Below are 15,550 nucleotides of genomic sequence, written 5' to 3'. Positions count from 1 at the left end.
GTATTGGATAGATAAGGGAACTGAGGATGGGGGCAAGTATTTAAAATACAACGGGAAACTGGTTATCTTTGAGGCCGTAGTAGATGAGGCATTAAACACACGTCATGGCCTCAAGAGCGATGTATGAATGTGTATAAAAACAAAATTTGTACAATGATTTGATTCAAACAGGAGGCGTTGTGATGAAAAGGTTTTTAGCGGTGTGGTTGTGTTCTTTGGCGCTGATGGCTGGTGCTTATGCACAGACAGGTGGTTTTCAGATGGATCCGGCAGCAACAGCCGCAGCGGCGTGGAAGGTTGGGCAGGTCACGGCCAAGGGGGCTCTGGATATGGGTGAAAACGACCCGGTGCCGGTGTACCGCAAGTTTTTAGGGGTAACCACAGAGGGGTATTTTCTGGTACAGGATTTTTATCAGCAGAGTGATAAAAAGCTGACGGATCCGTTTCAGCTGGAGCTGGCACAGCATGTGGACAGCGTGGAGCTGTGGGGGGTGGTGATTGTGGGCCCGTTTGTGAGTTGGCATCCTAATGGCCAGATGGCTTCGCGCGGGGAGTTTCGTGGTGGCATGGAGATGATGGATGGCAAGTGGCAGTGGTGGCATACCAATGGCAAGCTGAGCGGCGAGGCGATGTACCGTGACGGCGTGGAGGAGAGTGTGCGTTACTGGGATGAGCAGGGTAATCCGGTTGACGAGTAGGCCTGTGTCTGAGTGGTTATCTAGTTGGCGCTGTGTTTTCCTGACCCTGAAAGGGTGATGGTTGTTGTTAACGCAGCGTATGCCAGGGGTGGATATGCTGCTGTGGCGTGTATTTTGGGTTATGTCATGGGTTTATCTGGTGCAGTGGGGCAAATGTTTCATCTTGTGCAGGTAAAATGAAACGGGCTCAGGTTTTGCAATGCAGTTTGCAAGGCTTTGGGCCGGCAGTATAAATGTGATAAGGTATAAAAGGGGTTGGCGGTTTTAAGGGCGCTGTGGTTATTCATCATGGGAGCATAGGGATATCATGATAAAAATGCTGAATTGGTTTGCGCGTCTGATGACTCTGGCAGTGTCTGAACCTGCATCAGGTGGGGCAGAGGGCGCTGCGGCGGTGCCATGGAAAGTGGGTGAAGTGGTGGCCGTGGGGGGAATTTATCCGTATGACATGTATCGCAAGTTTCTGGGCGTGACGGCTGAGGGTGAGTATCTGGTGCAGGCGTTTTATAAGGATGGCGATGTTAAGTATTCGGATCCTTACCGACTGAAGCGGGCCGCGGATGTGACGGCGTTTTTGTTTGATAAGAACCAATCGGTGCGTGCTTTGTTTAACCGCAGTATCGAGGGGCCGTATGTGCTGTGGCATATCAACGGTCAGAAGTTTTGTGAATCGCAGTTTGAAAATGGTTTTGCCCAGGGGCTGTTCAGTCGCTGGTGGGCCAATGGTCAAAAAGCGGAAGAAGGGCTTTGCGCTAACGGCCGTGAGCAGGGGCGCTGGGTCAGTTGGTATGACAATGGCCAGGAGAGTCGCAGTGGGGAGTATATCAACGGGCTGATGGAGGGCCGCTGGTTGTTCTGGTATGACAACGGGCAAAAAGAGTGTGAAGGTGATTTTGCGAATGGCAAGACGCAGGGCGAGTGGTCGTTCTGGTACAACAATGGCATGAAGCGGGCGTTTTGTCACTGCCAGGAGGATCAATGGCACGGTACATGGATGTTGTGGCACCCGAATGGCCAGAAGTGGAAAGAGGGGGAGTACCGCCACGATGAAAAGGTGGGTCACTGGCGCGAGTGGGATAAGAATGGGGTGCTGGTGGAAGAGGATGACTTCGGGCCCGGCTCTGATGGGGCTGGTGCGTGATGTTGCGCAGCCATGATCCGGTGTTTATAAAAAGGGCCTCAAAGGGGCCTTTTTTGTGGGCGCGGCGGGCTATTGTTAAGGCATTATGCAGGTGTGGTTGTAAAGGTTAAATGGTGTGTAAAAGTGTGAAAAAGGTGTGCGGGCTGTATATTACGTGTTTTGCGGGTATGGCTTATGCCCGGGTGCTAGAATCGGTTGGGCACGGCCGCTTGTTGCGGCGTGCGGCGAGGATTTGTGTTGACGGTTGCAGGTGGATGTCAATTGTATGAGGGGAATGTGCCATGATGGTCAGAGATCAATTGAACAGTTTTGATAACTATCTGGATATTGAAAACCGGAACCGGGAGTATGTTCAGAAAGATCTGATGGTGATTGCTGAACGGGAGGCTGACGAACGGGCCGGGGTGCAGAGTTATCCACGCGATAACATGAGTATTGTGAGTGATTTGTACCAGCAGTTGGCGGAGTGCCAGTTCAACATCATTTCGTGCGAGTATTCGAAAGGCAACGGGCTGGATGCGTCGTTCCTGGATGATTATCTGATTGCCGTTTCTTACATGCAGCGCGGCTGGCAGGCGCAGTATGGGTATATCCAGATGGTGTGGATGCTTTCCATCGGCATCATGCTGGAGGTGGACGATGTGGAGTTTAACAAGCTGGCGTTGCTGGTAAAGCAGCAGCAGTTGCAGGATTCGCTGGTGGATTTTCTGATCCGCTCACGCAACCCGGGCTGGGAACAGCGCACGCAGGATTTTTTGATGCCACGGCCCTACAGCAATATCAGAGAGGTGGTGACGCTGGCAGCATTGGATAAACTGGCAGCGGTTCAGCGGCTGGAGCGGTATCTGACGCAGCAATGGTATGCAGACCATCAGGAGACGGGCTGGTATAACGCTCACGAAAGCAAGGAGAATGTGCACGTGGGTTACTGGAGTTTTGAAAGCGGTGCGCTGGTAAAGATTCTGGAGCTGGATGATCTGATTTTGAAGGATGTACCATATTATCCTTATGACATGGTGCGCGGTTTACAGTAACCGGGTTTTGAGCGTTTCTTCAAGTGACGTTACTCCATGCGGCAATCCTGTGACATATATTTGGCTGGTGCACCGTAACAATGTTTGTCGGCTTGCGGGTCTTTATGCAGCCAGACCAAAGCGCCGTCTGTGGTGGATAAAATGACATCGCCACTGTCAAAGAGGTAGAGCATTTCAACTTCGGGCAGGTCGCTGGTATCGTTAAATCCTGGCTTCAGGTTCTCAGACGCTTGTGTGTGTGCCAATGCCTTGTCCGTTGCGACTTTATAGGAATCTGAAAAATTCCAAATGACCGGGATAATTGCCACCGCCAAAAGGGTACACAAAATACCGCATACTGCCCCGAAAATGAAATCGCCTTTTTCTTTTTTCATCGCAATGCTCATCTTTAAAAATATATCCGCTCAGTAGGATTGCCTGTCGGATGAGGTTCAATATTTGCGGTAGGAACTGCGCGCGTTTCTATGGTGCCCCACAACGGGTCAAGCACGAGTACTCGTATGCCTTCGGGCTGCTGTTCCTCGTTGGCAAACTGTTGCCACTGCGCTGGCATTCGTGCTGTAAACTGGTAATCATTGGCAATTGGCACCGCTTCCACCCAATAATGCCCGGGTTTCTGTGCCAGTATAAACAGCCATTTTAAGCGCAAGCCCTTGAGCGGATGTAGCATTTTGAGTAAAAATTGTGCCTGGTCAAGGCAACGGTAATAGCTGGTTCCAAATACTCGCCCACCCCAGGCATCGTGTGCCATCCAGTCATTAGCCTGCACATAGGGCCAGCTACGCTCACGCGCATTATCCCGCCCGCCCATACGCCGGCTTTGAAATTCCATGATCCGCAGGGCATAGCGAAATTCTTCGGAGATCAGGTGCGCGTCGGCTGCTTAGTCATAGATGAGATCGGCTGTATTGGTATTTTGTGACATGGCCTTACCTCAAAATATGGATGATACGTGAGCAGTCAGCATTGGCAATCAGTTACCCAGCGCATTTCTGGTCATACCAGGTTGTTGATGGTCAGACCGTAAAGAGGGCAGTTGTTTTGCGCCGGCAGGCTAATCTGTCAGGTGGACAGTGAATCGCTGGATGTTAAATCGTTGATGTATGCGGCGAGTCTGAAGATGCGGGTGTCGATGGGAAAGTGCAGATGTTGGGAAAGCCAGGCATTGCCGGGGGATTGTGCATCAGCGTTTGGAATGGTTCAAGCCGCTTGTATCCTGCTGGTAACGTGTAAAGAGCCTGGGGCAAAAATATTTGCCATTAGCGGTAATGGCGCACGCTATTTTGTGCGCAGTATTTTGTGTATGGGATAGCGATGGCTATTCTGCGCTGTAGCGGGCCCAGGTGCTGGCACAGCGGTTGATGAGTGTGCTGGCGGATGTCTGACCGCGTTGTGCGGCTTCGATGATGACGGCCAGTGCATCGCCGATGCCTGGGCCGTTTGCGTAGTCAAGCGATTGGGCAAAGATGTCGCTGATGCTTTGGTGCTGCCAGCTGTTGTCGCGGATGTTTCTGTACATGGGCGCAAACAGGGCTTTGGCGGTGACCGGCTGGGTGTAAATGGCATGGATGAACTGCTGTTGCAGTGTCATTTCTGTGTCTTCCTGCTGTTGTGCCTTGTCATCGGCCTGGCACAGTCTGGCCTGATGGCGTTCAAGGTCTGCTGCCAGTGCCCGGTCTTCGTTGAAGGTTGCGTTTGTCGCCATGTGTTGCCCCTTGTTTTGAAATATCAGTTTAGTAAATACTAAACATGGTGTCAATGGCGCATTTCCCCTTAATTCGCCTGAGTAAAGGTGGGCGATGGTGCCGGGTGGATCGGTGTTTTTTGATTGATGTGTGCCATGGCTGTCGATACAATGGGGGCGCACGCATGGTGCGGGCATGCTGTGTGCCCGGTATGTTGCTGGTATGGTGTCGCAAAGCCAGGTGTTTTCCGGCGCTTGAGATGGCTTTGATGGGCTTTTGTCTCAGGCGGGGGATCGAGGGTGTGTTAACCCAGAATATGATGATAAAGGAGCGCCGATGAGCAATGAAGTTGCCCACCTGAGCTTGCCGCAGGAAGCGGCTGCCATGGTTGAACTGGTGGCGCAGCCGCCGGGGCGTCTGGCCGGTATGGCGGCACTGGCTGTGCTGGGGCTGGCAGGTTATATGCTGACGGCCATATTGTTGCTGGCAGGGCTTTATTCGCAGACGGCTGCCTTGCAGGCGGTGGGTTTCTGGAGGGAAGCGCTGCTTTCCGGGCTGCATATGCCGACGTTTATTTTTGTGCTGGCGGTGTTTTGGGTGGGGCTGTTTTCGCGCTCGGTGTGTCGCCTGACGGTAAAGAACGGGTTGCTGTGCTGCGCCGTGGGTGTGCTGTTGTGTGCTGTGGATGTGGGGCAGGTGTTTGTTTATCAGTGGCTGGTTGAAGGCCGTGTGAGCGCTGTGGTGCTTGGCTTCTTGCTGCCGCTGGTCAGTCTGCTGCGGGTGCTGGTGTTGTGGGCGGTGTTTCAACTGGTGATGTCGGCTATGACCAGGCAGCGCTGGCTGGAGCCCGCGCCGCTGATGCTGGATGCGCAGCAGGTCAAGCGTTGCTGTTTGTGGGGGTTTTCGGCGCTGCTGGCGGCGTTGCTGCTGATTTTGTGGGAGCGCTGGCGTGTGCCGTACCACATGGTGACGTGGGGCGATGGCATTGAAGGTATTGAACTGGCCGGGCCGGTGGTGATGCAGTTTTTGCTGTTGCTGCCGTACGCGGTGGCGGTGTTGCTGGTGTATGTGTTTGCACTGCCGGTGTACGGTGTGCCGATGCGCCAGCCGGCCAAGCAGGAGGTTGAGATTACGCGCGGCATGTCTCACACAGAAGGGGGCATGCTGGTGTATGCGTTTGTGCCGGCCGAGTATGGGCAGTCAACACCGATGGTGCAGCGCCCGCGTGTGGCGCGCGGCGTATGGCGCACGTTTTGGGGCAGTGTGGTGGTGCTGGCGATTCTGGCCGGGATTGCTTACCAGATCAGGGTGCATCACCCACTGTGGTTTGACGATGTGCTCGGCCTGGTGGTGTCGCTGGGGACCGCTGTTTCTACGGTGCTGGCTTCGCTGCTGGCGCTGTTTGTGTTGTGGCGTGTGACCCGGCGTGCTGCGGGCTGGGCTGGGCGGCTGTTTGTTGTGGCGGTTGCTTTGCTGCCGCTGTGTGTATGGTTTGTTTTGACAGCGCAGGCGCTGCATGGTGCATCTTCGGGTGTGGCAAGCATGATGAGCTACAACGTGGCGGCGCTGCTGGGGTGGTATTTTTTCCCGTGGGTGTTGTGCCTGTGGCTGCTGGCGGTGATGGTGCGCGGTGGCATCAGGGCGATGCTGAAGATGGCGTAGCGGGTGGTTTCATCCGGCTGAATCCCGTTGGTGAATGCAGTCGATGAATCCAGCTTAATCCGGCAGTTGCGGTTTCAGTTGTTCATACCAGCGCGGGTTGACGGCTTTGAAGTTTTTTTTCAGGTCGGACAGTTCCCAGTGTGAGGGCACGATGCAAAAGTCGCCTGTCGTGCGCAGGTTCCAGTGTTCTCCGGCATCAAACCGGGCGCGCAGGCGTTGGCAGATCTCGACGATTTTTTTGTTCTGGCGGTTTTCCCGGTGGAGCATCTGTGCCTGCTGGTTATAGAGTTCATATACATCCAGGCCCTCAATGGCGCTGCCGGCTGGCAGGTCATCGATTTGCAGTTGGGTGTTTTGTATTTCATTGGGATCATAGGCGCCTGGGGCATTGTCGTGCACCGGTCTTGTCTGGCGGTGTGCCGCTGCACCCATACCCAGTGTCAACTGGGGCGGGAACAGAGTTTCGCTGCCGTAGCTGACAAATACGGCATAAATGGGGTTATGGTCAGGGTGTGCCGCGGCCCATGCCTGTAATGCTTGTACGATCGCGGTTTCAAGCTGTTGCACGGCCAGTGTTTCGAGCTGGGTGAAGTTGATGCCTGCGGGCAGGCGGGCGTAAATGATACGACCGGCCTCGGTGATGCGCTCCAGCCCGCCAGCCGGTGTGCAAACGTAATCGAAGTGTCTTTGACGTATTTGCCCGGCATAGGGGAAGTCCTGTTGCTGGTGGCGCAGTGTGCCGTTGTCGTAGGTGTAGGTTCGATGGTTCCAGCCGTTGCGGCCAATGAGCCATGCTTCATGTATCAGCCCTTGCTCGCAGCGGTAAAAGGTGGTGTTGACCAGTGGTTTTTCGGGGGCGTAATGAAAATAGACGGTTTCGATGCTGCCGGGCTTGCGAAAGATGAAGCGCTCGTAAAACTGGTCGTAGTCACGCCGGGGAAAGCGCATGTACTGTTCTTCGCTGACGATCACTTCGTCTTGGGCGTTCAGTCCATAACGGTGTTTGCCGCGGGTTTGTGCTGGTGGTTTTTTGAATATCCGGCTGGCCGGGTAGTGGTGTTCTTCGAGGTAGAAGGGCTCCAGATGGTAACCCATGCCGCTGGCCCATACCCAGCGTACCACCTGTGCGTGCGCCTGTGCTCTGAGCTGCTGGTACTGGGTCTGGCAGGTTTGAAAACGCTGTATGTACTGGGCGGGTGGTTCAGGCGGGTGTGTGTTCGGGTTTGTCATGCGGTGTCATTGGTTATTTGGACCATTGGTTCTTTGGATATAGGCGGCATTTATGGCGGCATTGTCAGTGGCTGATTATCTCATGCGCTGCACAGATTATTCCGGAAGCAAAATTGCCCAAGTTTATAATGTTTGGCGGGCAGCAGGCCGGGGCCGGGCTGTTCAGTGTCGTGGCAAGCGAGTGCAGTTGCAGGGGCGTTGCCGGTTGGTTTTATTTATTACAAGTGGTGGTTTGCCATGGGTGCGGTTCAAAAGCTGATTGAGTCTGCTGTATTTCAGCGTTTTATCATTGTGGTCATTGTGATCAACGCCATTACACTGGGGTTTGAAACTTCGCCTGCGCTGATGGCCGGTGCAGCGGGCCCGGTGCTGGTGACGCTGGATCATCTGGCGCTGGGTATTTTCATTGTTGAAATTGTGCTCAAGCTGTTGGTGTACCGGCACCGTTTTTTCTTCAGCGGCTGGAATGTGTTTGATTTTCTGGTGGTGGGCATTACGCTGGTGCCGGCTGGTGCTGGGCTGTCGGTGTTGCGGGCCTTGCGTATTTTGCGTGCGCTACGGCTGGTTTCTACGGTGCCGGCCATGCGCAAGGTGGTGAATGCGCTGCTGCGGGCGATTCCGGGCATCAGTTCGGTGATGGCTTTGCTGCTGCTGATTTTTTATATTGCGGCAGTGATGGCAACCAAGCTGTTTGGCGAGCAGTTTCCGGTGCTGTTTGGCAACCTGGGCAGTTCGCTGTTTACGCTGTTCCAGATCATGACGCTGGATTCATGGGCAACCGGGGTGACGCGCCCGATCATGGCGGCATACCCGTGGGCCTGGGTGTTTTTTGTGCTGTTTGTGCTGGTGGCCACGTTTGCGGTGCTGAATCTGTTCATTGCGATCATGGTGGATACGATGCATGAGGCCGACCACGAGGAGCAGGAGGAAACGCGCGAAGTGGTCAAGAGTGAAAATGAGTTGCTGATGGATGAGCTGCGCAGCCTGCGCTCAGAAATGGCTGAACTGCGCCAGGCGATGGGGCAGGCCGGGTGCCAGCCGCGCGGCCAGCAGCAGGGCACGGAAAGCTAAATTTGGCAAGTGCTGTTGCATGTGCGATGATGCGGATAACGATCATAAATTTTGGAGGAGTCATGGCTGATGCAAACAGATGATGATCGGGAGCCGGTTGAGCCGCTTGCGCGGCCCCGCAGAAAGTCTGCCGTACCGGGCGGGCAGGTGTCGGGTGTGTTGAAGCTCGCGGCATGGGGCACGCTGACGGTATGGCTGCTGTTATTGTTGGGGGCGCTACTTGCATATATGGCGGCTCCGCGGCTGCAAGCTGGATATTCGCTGTGGGACGTGCTGGGTCGCAGCATCAATGTGCTGTTGCTGTTTTATGTGTATGTGCTGTTTTTTGTTTATCTGTTTCCGCGTTCGGTGTGCCGGCTGACGGTTGGAAATGTGGTTCGGTGTGTGCTGACCGGCGTGCTGCTTTATGCGCTGATGTATCTGGTGCAGATCGGGTATTCGTTTTTGCGGGGTGCGCTCAGCCGGGCCGGGGCTCATCCGCTGGAGTTGTATGGGGTATCCATATGGCAGCCAGCGGTTCGCTGCCTTGCTCTGTGGGCGGGGATGCATCTGGTGTTCATGCTGCTGGATCACATGCGCTGGCTGACCCGCTCTCCGCTGGCACTGGATGCCCGGCTCTGGCGGCGCTGCGCCCTGTGGGGGTTTTCGGCACTACTGGCGGCATTGCTGGTGGCGCTGTACCAGCAGGTGAACTACTGGGCGCTGATGGCTGCCGCGCAGCAGACACATCCGAACCCGTTGCTGGTGCAGTTCTGGCAGGCACTGCCTTTGTTGCCGGTCGGGCTGCTGATTTATGTGTGGGTGGCATCGATACGGCTGCCGGATGTTAAAAAGCTGTATAAGCCTTATATGGCGCGTGGCGTGCTGCTGGCGTTTGGCGGGGTGTTATGCTTGCATATGATGCTGTGGCTGCTGGTCGAGCTGGTATGGAATTTTCCTGATGTGCTGGCCGAGCCGATTTTCAATCTGTTGGAGGTGCTGTTTTCTGCTGCAGGCCGGGTGGTTGTGTTGGTACTGGCGTTGCTGCTGATATGGCGCCTGTGTGCCCAGGTGTACGGGCGGGGCTGGCGGCTTTATATGCTGCTGGTGTGTTTTTCGCCGTTGTTGTGGACAATGTATGTGCTGCTGTCCTATGAGGGGCTGCTTGACATGATAAAGGCCTATGGCATGGGAGGCGATTGGCTGTTGTCGCTGTCATTGCCTTTGTTTGTGTGGGCGCTGGAGTTGTGGGTGTTGAGGTGGCTGGTTATGCGGGGTGCGCGCGTGATGTTGCGTATGCACCCGACGGCTGTACGACAGCCGTAGCCGGGGTGTGGCCGTGGCTGCACAGTTGACCATACAGTTGGCCACACAGTTGCGCGGCCCCCTAGTCCCTTTGGGGGAGAGTTTTCTGGGGACTCATGGTGCAGTATGGTACATGAATGAAGCCAGCCCCAGCAGCATGATGGCCCAAAGCAGCAGGTTGGTCATGATGCTGATGATCAGGGCTTTGACCCAGGTGGTTTCGAGCATGTATTTGTAAATGGCAACATAAATGATGAACCCGATCAGCGCGATGTTGCCACCAAAAAGGGCGCGCAGTATGGCGTCTGCAACCACCTGAACGATGACGGCCAGCAGGCAGCTTTTGAAGTCGGTGCGTTCCGCGCCGATGAATTTGGCGACCAGCATCAGCGGAACGGTCAGAATCGCGATGGAGACGATGATTCCGATAAGGATGGGCAGCATAGGTTGATTCAGATGTTCGGGTTGATGGATGTGGCAGTGACTGCTTCACGGTGCTGCGCTGCAGTATAGCGCAGAGTTTATTTACAGCATTCATTTTTGTGGCAAGGCTCAAACAGGTGAGTTGCCATACTACTGGTCAATGCTGGCTATTGTGTTGCTGCTGGGTGGAGGTGATGAGTGATAGAGGTACGCGGCCCGGACCGGCTGCGCGGTGTGCGCTGCCGGGCTACTTGCTATCGGGCATGTGCAGTGCCGATTTGGCGATGCCGGCAACGTAATGCATGATTTCAATGTCTTCCTGCGGGATGCCGATTTGTCCGAATGCCTCATTGACGGACTGCAGGTAGACCATGCCGTCGCGGATGTAGTTGAGCTGTTTGACCATAACTCTGTCGCGCTTGTCGCGCACGACGACTTCGTCTCCGGGGTGGTAGTCATGATTTGGTTCGACAATGACGAATTCGCCGTGCCGGATGCGGGGTTTCATACTGTCGCCTTTGCAGCGCAGCGCGTAGGCATTGGGGTCGCTGGTGGCCCACTGGATATAGCCGTCACCCTGGCCCACAGGGTATTGCAGTTCGTAAAAGTGTCCGTTATCGCCAAGCTGTGCCGAACCAACCACCGGAATGGCCTGGTTGACAATGTGCTGGATTGCTGCGGCAAGGTGCGGCGCGTGCTGGTGCGGAATGTGCAGGGGCGAGTAGTAGTGCCTGGCTGCCAGCAGCGATGGGAATATGGTGCCGCGGTCAACGCCGAGTTTGTCTTCAATGGCAATGGCAGCGCGTTCGCCGAAAGGCTCTTTCGGATCGAGGTACTGGGTAACGCGGCCTTTGCTGATGCCCGACTGGATCAGTTGCTGGCGGTTGCCCCGTAACACGTCTTCAAAATAGCGCTGAAATTCGGTACGGCGTGTGATGTCGGATTCTTTCATAATATTTGCATGGGTGTAATCTGATGGTGGATGTATACAACATGAAATGACTGGCTGTGGTTGCTGCAATGGCTTGCAATGGTCAAGCCTTGGCTATGAAAGAAAGATTGCACCCTGCCTGACCCAGGCCGGGACTTCTGAGGTGCTGGTGTGCTGCCATAGGGCGGCACGGCAATGGCGCGCGTCTTTAGGACGGCGCTGAAATTCGGTATGGCAATAGATGTTGTTCATAGTTTATGCCTCTTGGGTTATGGAGCGACGTGTTGACAGGTCATGCCAAGCAGCTTGTCAGATCATTCAAATGCTTTGTGACTACGTGCTCTCATAGTTACTTTATAGCATGGTCTGAATCGCTCAGAGTGTCAAGGTCAGGTAGGTACTTATTGCCGGGATTTTTTCACACAGTCTGCATACTTTTTGTCTAACTGTGTTTCATACATCACATTGCACGCATGAGCGGCTGCCTAATATCAATAGTTTCAAGTACTTCAACACAATGCCTGATAGTTAGTTTAGCATTAACTAAAGACCCTGACAAATAATTGTTATTTTCCTTGACTGATCGTTTAGTAATTGTTAAACTTTAGTTATGTGATAGCAATGTTCCCTTGATTTTTCAGTTCAAAGTAGTAGCAAAATAGAGAAATCAACAGGCAGGCATCACAACCCGGTTTCAGCAGTCCGGATCGGGGCCAAAAGGCGTTACGGAAAATCATTGTTTTTATAGATAGGTATAGAACCTGCAAGCCAAACTGGTTTGCCGGGTGGGGCGTTCTTTTCTCTTTTTACATCAGATGGTATGCAGCCCGTGCCAGAAAGCGACGGGGCTTACTGGATGATGCAGGCGGATGGGTGCAGGTGATCTGGCGAATTGTGCACGCTGTTTAATATATTCTAAATTATAGGTCAATTGGGGTTTATGGCAGTGTTTCTGTAAATTCTTCTTAAATTATAGTTATTTCTGATTTTTAATAAATTAATGAAAAATTGTGTGTGTGAATTGAAACCAGAGGCAGGCAAGGGCATGGATTGCCGGCGCAGTGCCGGTTTGCTATGCCAAAGGGTGCCCGGAAAAACAGGTGCAGTGGTATGTGTGCGCAGGGAGGCGGATGGTGCCTAACCGGATTTTGAGAGAAGGTATTTTGACCAGTGAGCGGGTGAACCGGCTGGACTGGCCCAGCGAGGTGTTTTATCGCCGCCTGCTGTCTGTGGTGGACGATTATGGCCGTTATTTCGCGCATGTGTCATTGCTGCGGGCAGCGTTGTTTGCATTGCGGCTTGACCTGGTGAGTAATGACGATGTCGCGCACTGGCTGGAGAAAACGAGGCAGGTCGGGTTGGTGGATTTGTACGAGGTGGATGGCAAGTTGTATTTGCAGGTGTGGAATTTTAAGCAGCAGGCGCGTGCCAAGCAGAGCAAGTTTCCATCACCATTTGGGGCTGATGCGACCGATGGTGCTGGTGCTGCTGGTGGTGTTGCACAGCAGATGCATAGCAGATGCACAGCACCGGATGCGCATCGGTGTAGCACAGGGACAGCAGATGCCACCGTATTCGAAGGCGAAGGCGTTGTCGGAAACGATATCGGAGACGTTACCGGAGACGGAGGTGGAATCGAATATGAGAGCGGATATGAAAGTGGATGTAAAGCCGCAGGCGAAAGCGCGGGGGCTGCTGGTGTGCCAAAGGTGCCGGCGTGTGCAAATAAGGGGCGTTCAGCAAAAGGGGTGATTAAGCAAAGGCAGATGTTGCCGGAGGATTTTGATCTCTCAGACAGCAGCCGGGTATTTGCGCAGGAGCGGGGGGTGGATGTGGAGGTGGAGTTGCAGGCGTTCAGGGATTATCACACCGCCAAAGGCAGCACGATGCTGGACTGGCAGGCCGCCTGGCGTGCGTGGTGTGGCAATGCGGTGAAGTTTGCCCGTGCCAGCAGCGGTGTGCAGAGGTTTAGCGCGGCTGGAAAGCAGGCGGTTTTGGAGCAGCGCAACGGCGCTGTGGTGGCTCGCCTGATTGCGCAGGAAGAACAGGAAGTGCAGAGGCGCGCAGCGGTGGATGGGCCGTGTGGTGCAAATGGCAAGGGAAGGCCAGCGTAGATGGCAATACCGCAGAAATGGCAAAGGAGCTGGTATGCAGCGTGAGGATTATGCGGAGTTTGTGCAGTACCTGGCCGGTGTGCTGACGTTTTACCGTCAGGACGCGACGGATTTTGTGTTGCGCATGTGGTGGCGGGTGTGCCAGCGTTTTTCTCTGGAGCAGTTCAAGGCGGCGGTGGATGCGCATGTGGCAGACCCGGAGCAGGGGCGTTTTGTGCCGATGCCTGCGCACATCATCAAGCTGCTGGAAGGTTCGCGTACCGAGCGTTCTCAGGTGGCGTGGGGCAAGGTGTTGCAGGCGATGGTGCATGTGGGGGCATATTGCGATGTGTGTTTTGACGAAGGGGTGATTCATCGGGTGGTTGCTGATCTGGGCGGCTGGGCGGTGGTGTGCCGCACACCGGTGAAGGAGCTGGGTTATTTGCAGCACCGTTTTTGTGAAAGCTACCGCGCATATGCCGGAGATGGCGCAGCACCCTACCCCTGTGTGCTGGTGGGGGACCGTGGGGCCGATGAGTTGTATGTGCGGCGGGGTTTGCCGGTGCCCGCACCGGTGCTGGTCGGAGAGCAGTTGCGCTGTGCACAGGTGATGCATGGCGGTGTTGCTGCCGGTGGTGGTACGGGGGATCGTTTCGGTGGCGCTGGCCGGGCGGATATTGCCAGGGGTTTCTTGCGGGCAGAAAGGGCGCATACGGTTGCGGCGGGGGAGGCAATGTGAGGTGGCGGTAGAGGTAAAGGTGCAGCGCTGGATGGGTAGTAAAAAAAAGCAGCAACAGCAGCGAGAGCAATGCAGGCAGTGAAGGCCGGCAAGGCGGCCAAGGTGGTTTGGACAGATGGTTGGCAGATGGTGACAAATGAAAGGGACAGAAGGAATGACGCAGTCGGATGTGATGCAAAAGATGGTGAATGTGCTGGTGAACTGGCCGGAAAAGGCGGAACCCCGGATGAACCCAGGGCGGCCGTTGTCTGCCGGGCAGGCCCGGCTGATTAAGCGCCTGTATGCCGATGGCTGGGGGCTGGTGGATATTGCGTATGAAGTGCGGGTGGATGAGAGCACGGTGTCGCGTTATATCAGCCGCCAAAGACGGGATGAGGCGGGATGAGGCGTGAAGCAGTGTGGTGTGCATGAAGATAGGGGAGGTACAGATGAAAGGTGTGTCAATGATGGATGGTGTGAATGCCAATGGGCAGGCGGGCCTGGCTGGGAATGATGGTGATGAGGTCGGACCCAGTGATGATGTGTTGCTGTATGCGCAGGTTTGCAGGGATTGTGCGCAGGCGCGTACGGATGTTTTGTGGGCCGGTTATATGCATGCCTGCCCAGGGTGTGAGGCGCGGGCCAGGCGTTCGGCAGGGGAGGCAGAGGGCAGTGAGTGGACAAACTGGCAGGGTGGACCTTGCCCGCTGGCGTGGTATGAGACGGCCAAGATCAAAACGCGTTCGGGGGATATGGGCATTGCCAATGGTTTGAGTTCATGGTGGCAGCACGATGGGCATGCGCATGACATTGTGGCGTACCAGAAGCTCAGGCTGTAACCGGGCGGGGTGGGCTTGTGGTGAGGGTGTGTGAAAGGTATGCGAGGCGTGTGTGAACACGCTCAGGAAGTACAACAGAAAAAGGAATGATGGATGAATAAAGGTGTATATCACAATTTGTTGCCTGTGTATGTGCAGGATATGCTCAAGCGTGCAGCGACGATGTATCCGGACAGCGAGATCAGGCGCAGCATTGCGGTGGAGGATGCAATTGCGCGTGCGCGGCGCACATGTCCGCAGTGTTTTGAGCAGGCGGCTTGTTCTGATGCGCGGCATTGTCCCCCTGTACCAGAAGGTGGCATGCAGGCAGGTGGTGTGCAAGGGCGTGTTGTGCCGGTTACGCTGCATACGGATGGCGGCACAGCGTGTTGCGGTGGTGGCGGCAGCGGCGGTTGCAGTGGTAATTGTGGGGATGGTTGCGGCAGTGGTTGTAACAGTGATTGCAACAATGTTTGTAGTGGTGAGTGTGCAAGGAAGGGGGTGTAGCATGGAGCTTCAGTATAACGACCGGGGGTATCGCATTGGGCAGTCACATCACAAAGCGCGGTTGACGGACCGCGATGTGGAGCTGATTTTTGAATTGCGTGAGCAGGGCATGACGATTGTTTCGATTGCCGAGCGCATGGAGTGCGGCAGGACAACGGTATGGAAGATTTTGCATGGTGAGATCCGTTCGCAACCGGTGGTGAAAAGCCGGTGTGTGCATGTACTGCCGTGGGCGATGTGACGGGGGGCGGGCCG

Annotated in this window: 19 protein-coding genes; 12 read left to right on the top strand and 7 right to left on the bottom strand. The window is 54.9% G+C overall.

The window, feature by feature from the left end; translation table 11 throughout:
* Window positions 1-182 precede the first annotated feature (182 nt).
* The 3 genes from AACY98_RS10330 (at window position 183) to AACY98_RS10320 (ending at window position 2,873) form a co-directional block, all read left to right on the top strand.
* Window positions 183-698, top strand: a complete 516-nt coding sequence (locus tag AACY98_RS10330) for a toxin-antitoxin system YwqK family antitoxin (RefSeq protein ID WP_339804776.1) — start codon at window positions 183-185, stop codon at window positions 696-698.
* 316 nt (window positions 699-1,014) lie between these two features.
* Entirely contained in the window at window positions 1,015-1,839 is an 825-nt protein-coding gene (locus tag AACY98_RS10325; RefSeq protein WP_339804774.1) for a toxin-antitoxin system YwqK family antitoxin, read from the top strand.
* Between the two features lie 281 nt (window positions 1,840-2,120).
* A complete protein-coding gene (locus AACY98_RS10320) occupies window positions 2,121-2,873 on the top strand; it encodes a PoNi-like cognate immunity protein (protein WP_126980011.1) in 753 nt (250 codons plus the stop codon).
* A gap of 29 nt (window positions 2,874-2,902) precedes the next feature.
* Here the strand turns inward: AACY98_RS10320 and AACY98_RS10315 are convergent, their stop codons facing one another.
* From AACY98_RS10315 to AACY98_RS10305, 3 genes are all read right to left on the bottom strand, one after another.
* Window positions 2,903-3,247 carry a hypothetical protein gene (locus tag AACY98_RS10315; RefSeq protein ID WP_339804772.1) on the bottom strand — a complete coding sequence of 115 codons (345 nt, stop codon included), beginning with the start codon at window positions 3,245-3,247 and terminating at the stop codon, window positions 2,903-2,905.
* Between the two features lie 14 nt (window positions 3,248-3,261).
* Complete coding sequence (locus AACY98_RS10310) at window positions 3,262-3,705, bottom strand: hypothetical protein (RefSeq protein WP_339804770.1); 444 nt, start codon at window positions 3,703-3,705, stop codon at window positions 3,262-3,264.
* A 486-nt stretch (window positions 3,706-4,191) separates the two neighbouring features.
* The gene (locus AACY98_RS10305) at window positions 4,192-4,578 is read right to left on the bottom strand and encodes a hypothetical protein (RefSeq protein ID WP_339804768.1); all 387 of its coding nucleotides are present in this window, start codon (window positions 4,576-4,578) and stop codon (window positions 4,192-4,194) included.
* Between the two features lie 316 nt (window positions 4,579-4,894).
* On the opposite strand from AACY98_RS10305, the gene AACY98_RS10300 reads away from it, so the two are divergent.
* Window positions 4,895-6,220: a hypothetical protein gene (locus AACY98_RS10300; RefSeq protein ID WP_339804766.1), complete on the top strand. Its 1,326-nt coding sequence runs from the start codon at window positions 4,895-4,897 to the stop codon at window positions 6,218-6,220.
* A 54-nt stretch (window positions 6,221-6,274) separates the two neighbouring features.
* On the opposite strand, the gene AACY98_RS10295 is transcribed toward AACY98_RS10300, so the two are convergent.
* A complete protein-coding gene (locus AACY98_RS10295) occupies window positions 6,275-7,450 on the bottom strand; it encodes a hypothetical protein (RefSeq protein WP_339804765.1) in 1,176 nt (391 codons plus the stop codon).
* Window positions 7,451-7,615: 165 nt separating this feature from the next.
* On the opposite strand from AACY98_RS10295, the gene AACY98_RS10290 reads away from it, so the two are divergent.
* Both AACY98_RS10290 and AACY98_RS10285 read left to right on the top strand, forming a co-directional pair.
* On the top strand, window positions 7,616-8,521 hold the full coding sequence (locus AACY98_RS10290; RefSeq protein WP_339804763.1) for an ion transporter: 906 nt from the start codon (window positions 7,616-7,618) through the stop codon (window positions 8,519-8,521).
* A 69-nt stretch (window positions 8,522-8,590) separates the two neighbouring features.
* Window positions 8,591-9,826, top strand: coding sequence for a hypothetical protein (locus tag AACY98_RS10285; RefSeq protein WP_339804762.1), 1,236 nt, complete (start codon window positions 8,591-8,593; stop codon window positions 9,824-9,826).
* A gap of 93 nt (window positions 9,827-9,919) precedes the next feature.
* On the opposite strand, the gene AACY98_RS10280 is transcribed toward AACY98_RS10285, so the two are convergent.
* From AACY98_RS10280 to AACY98_RS10270, 3 genes are all read right to left on the bottom strand, one after another.
* Complete coding sequence (locus tag AACY98_RS10280; RefSeq protein WP_339804760.1) at window positions 9,920-10,249, bottom strand: hypothetical protein; 330 nt, start codon at window positions 10,247-10,249, stop codon at window positions 9,920-9,922.
* A gap of 226 nt (window positions 10,250-10,475) precedes the next feature.
* The gene (locus AACY98_RS10275; RefSeq protein ID WP_126980020.1) at window positions 10,476-11,180 is read right to left on the bottom strand and encodes a S24 family peptidase; all 705 of its coding nucleotides are present in this window, start codon (window positions 11,178-11,180) and stop codon (window positions 10,476-10,478) included.
* 93 nt (window positions 11,181-11,273) lie between these two features.
* The gene (locus tag AACY98_RS10270; RefSeq protein ID WP_339804758.1) at window positions 11,274-11,411 is read right to left on the bottom strand and encodes a hypothetical protein; all 138 of its coding nucleotides are present in this window, start codon (window positions 11,409-11,411) and stop codon (window positions 11,274-11,276) included.
* Window positions 11,412-12,220: 809 nt separating this feature from the next.
* Between AACY98_RS10270 and AACY98_RS10265 the strand changes: the two genes are divergently transcribed.
* The 6 genes from AACY98_RS10265 to AACY98_RS10240 all read left to right on the top strand — a co-directional run bounded on the left by AACY98_RS10265 (window position 12,221) and on the right by AACY98_RS10240 (window position 15,536).
* A complete protein-coding gene (locus AACY98_RS10265) occupies window positions 12,221-13,273 on the top strand; it encodes a hypothetical protein (RefSeq protein ID WP_339804756.1) in 1,053 nt (350 codons plus the stop codon).
* Window positions 13,274-13,307: 34 nt separating this feature from the next.
* A complete protein-coding gene (locus AACY98_RS10260) occupies window positions 13,308-13,991 on the top strand; it encodes a DUF6475 domain-containing protein (protein ID WP_339804754.1) in 684 nt (227 codons plus the stop codon).
* A gap of 136 nt (window positions 13,992-14,127) precedes the next feature.
* Window positions 14,128-14,376 (top strand): helix-turn-helix domain-containing protein, encoded by a 249-nt coding sequence (locus AACY98_RS10255; protein WP_339804752.1) that lies wholly within the window; start codon window positions 14,128-14,130, stop codon window positions 14,374-14,376.
* 43 nt (window positions 14,377-14,419) lie between these two features.
* Window positions 14,420-14,809 (top strand): hypothetical protein, encoded by a 390-nt coding sequence (locus AACY98_RS10250; RefSeq protein ID WP_339804750.1) that lies wholly within the window; start codon window positions 14,420-14,422, stop codon window positions 14,807-14,809.
* 93 nt (window positions 14,810-14,902) lie between these two features.
* Window positions 14,903-15,295 (top strand): hypothetical protein, encoded by a 393-nt coding sequence (locus AACY98_RS10245; RefSeq protein ID WP_339804749.1) that lies wholly within the window; start codon window positions 14,903-14,905, stop codon window positions 15,293-15,295.
* Window position 15,296: 1 nt separating this feature from the next.
* Window positions 15,297-15,536, top strand: a complete 240-nt coding sequence (locus AACY98_RS10240; RefSeq protein ID WP_162615294.1) for a helix-turn-helix domain-containing protein — start codon at window positions 15,297-15,299, stop codon at window positions 15,534-15,536.
* Window positions 15,537-15,550 lie beyond the last annotated feature (14 nt).

Origin of the sequence: Saezia sanguinis, from assembly GCF_963921665.1 — a bacterium.
Lineage (GTDB): Bacteria > Pseudomonadota > Gammaproteobacteria > Burkholderiales > Burkholderiaceae_C > Saezia > Saezia sanguinis.
This window is presented reverse-complemented; position numbering and strand designations above follow the sequence as displayed.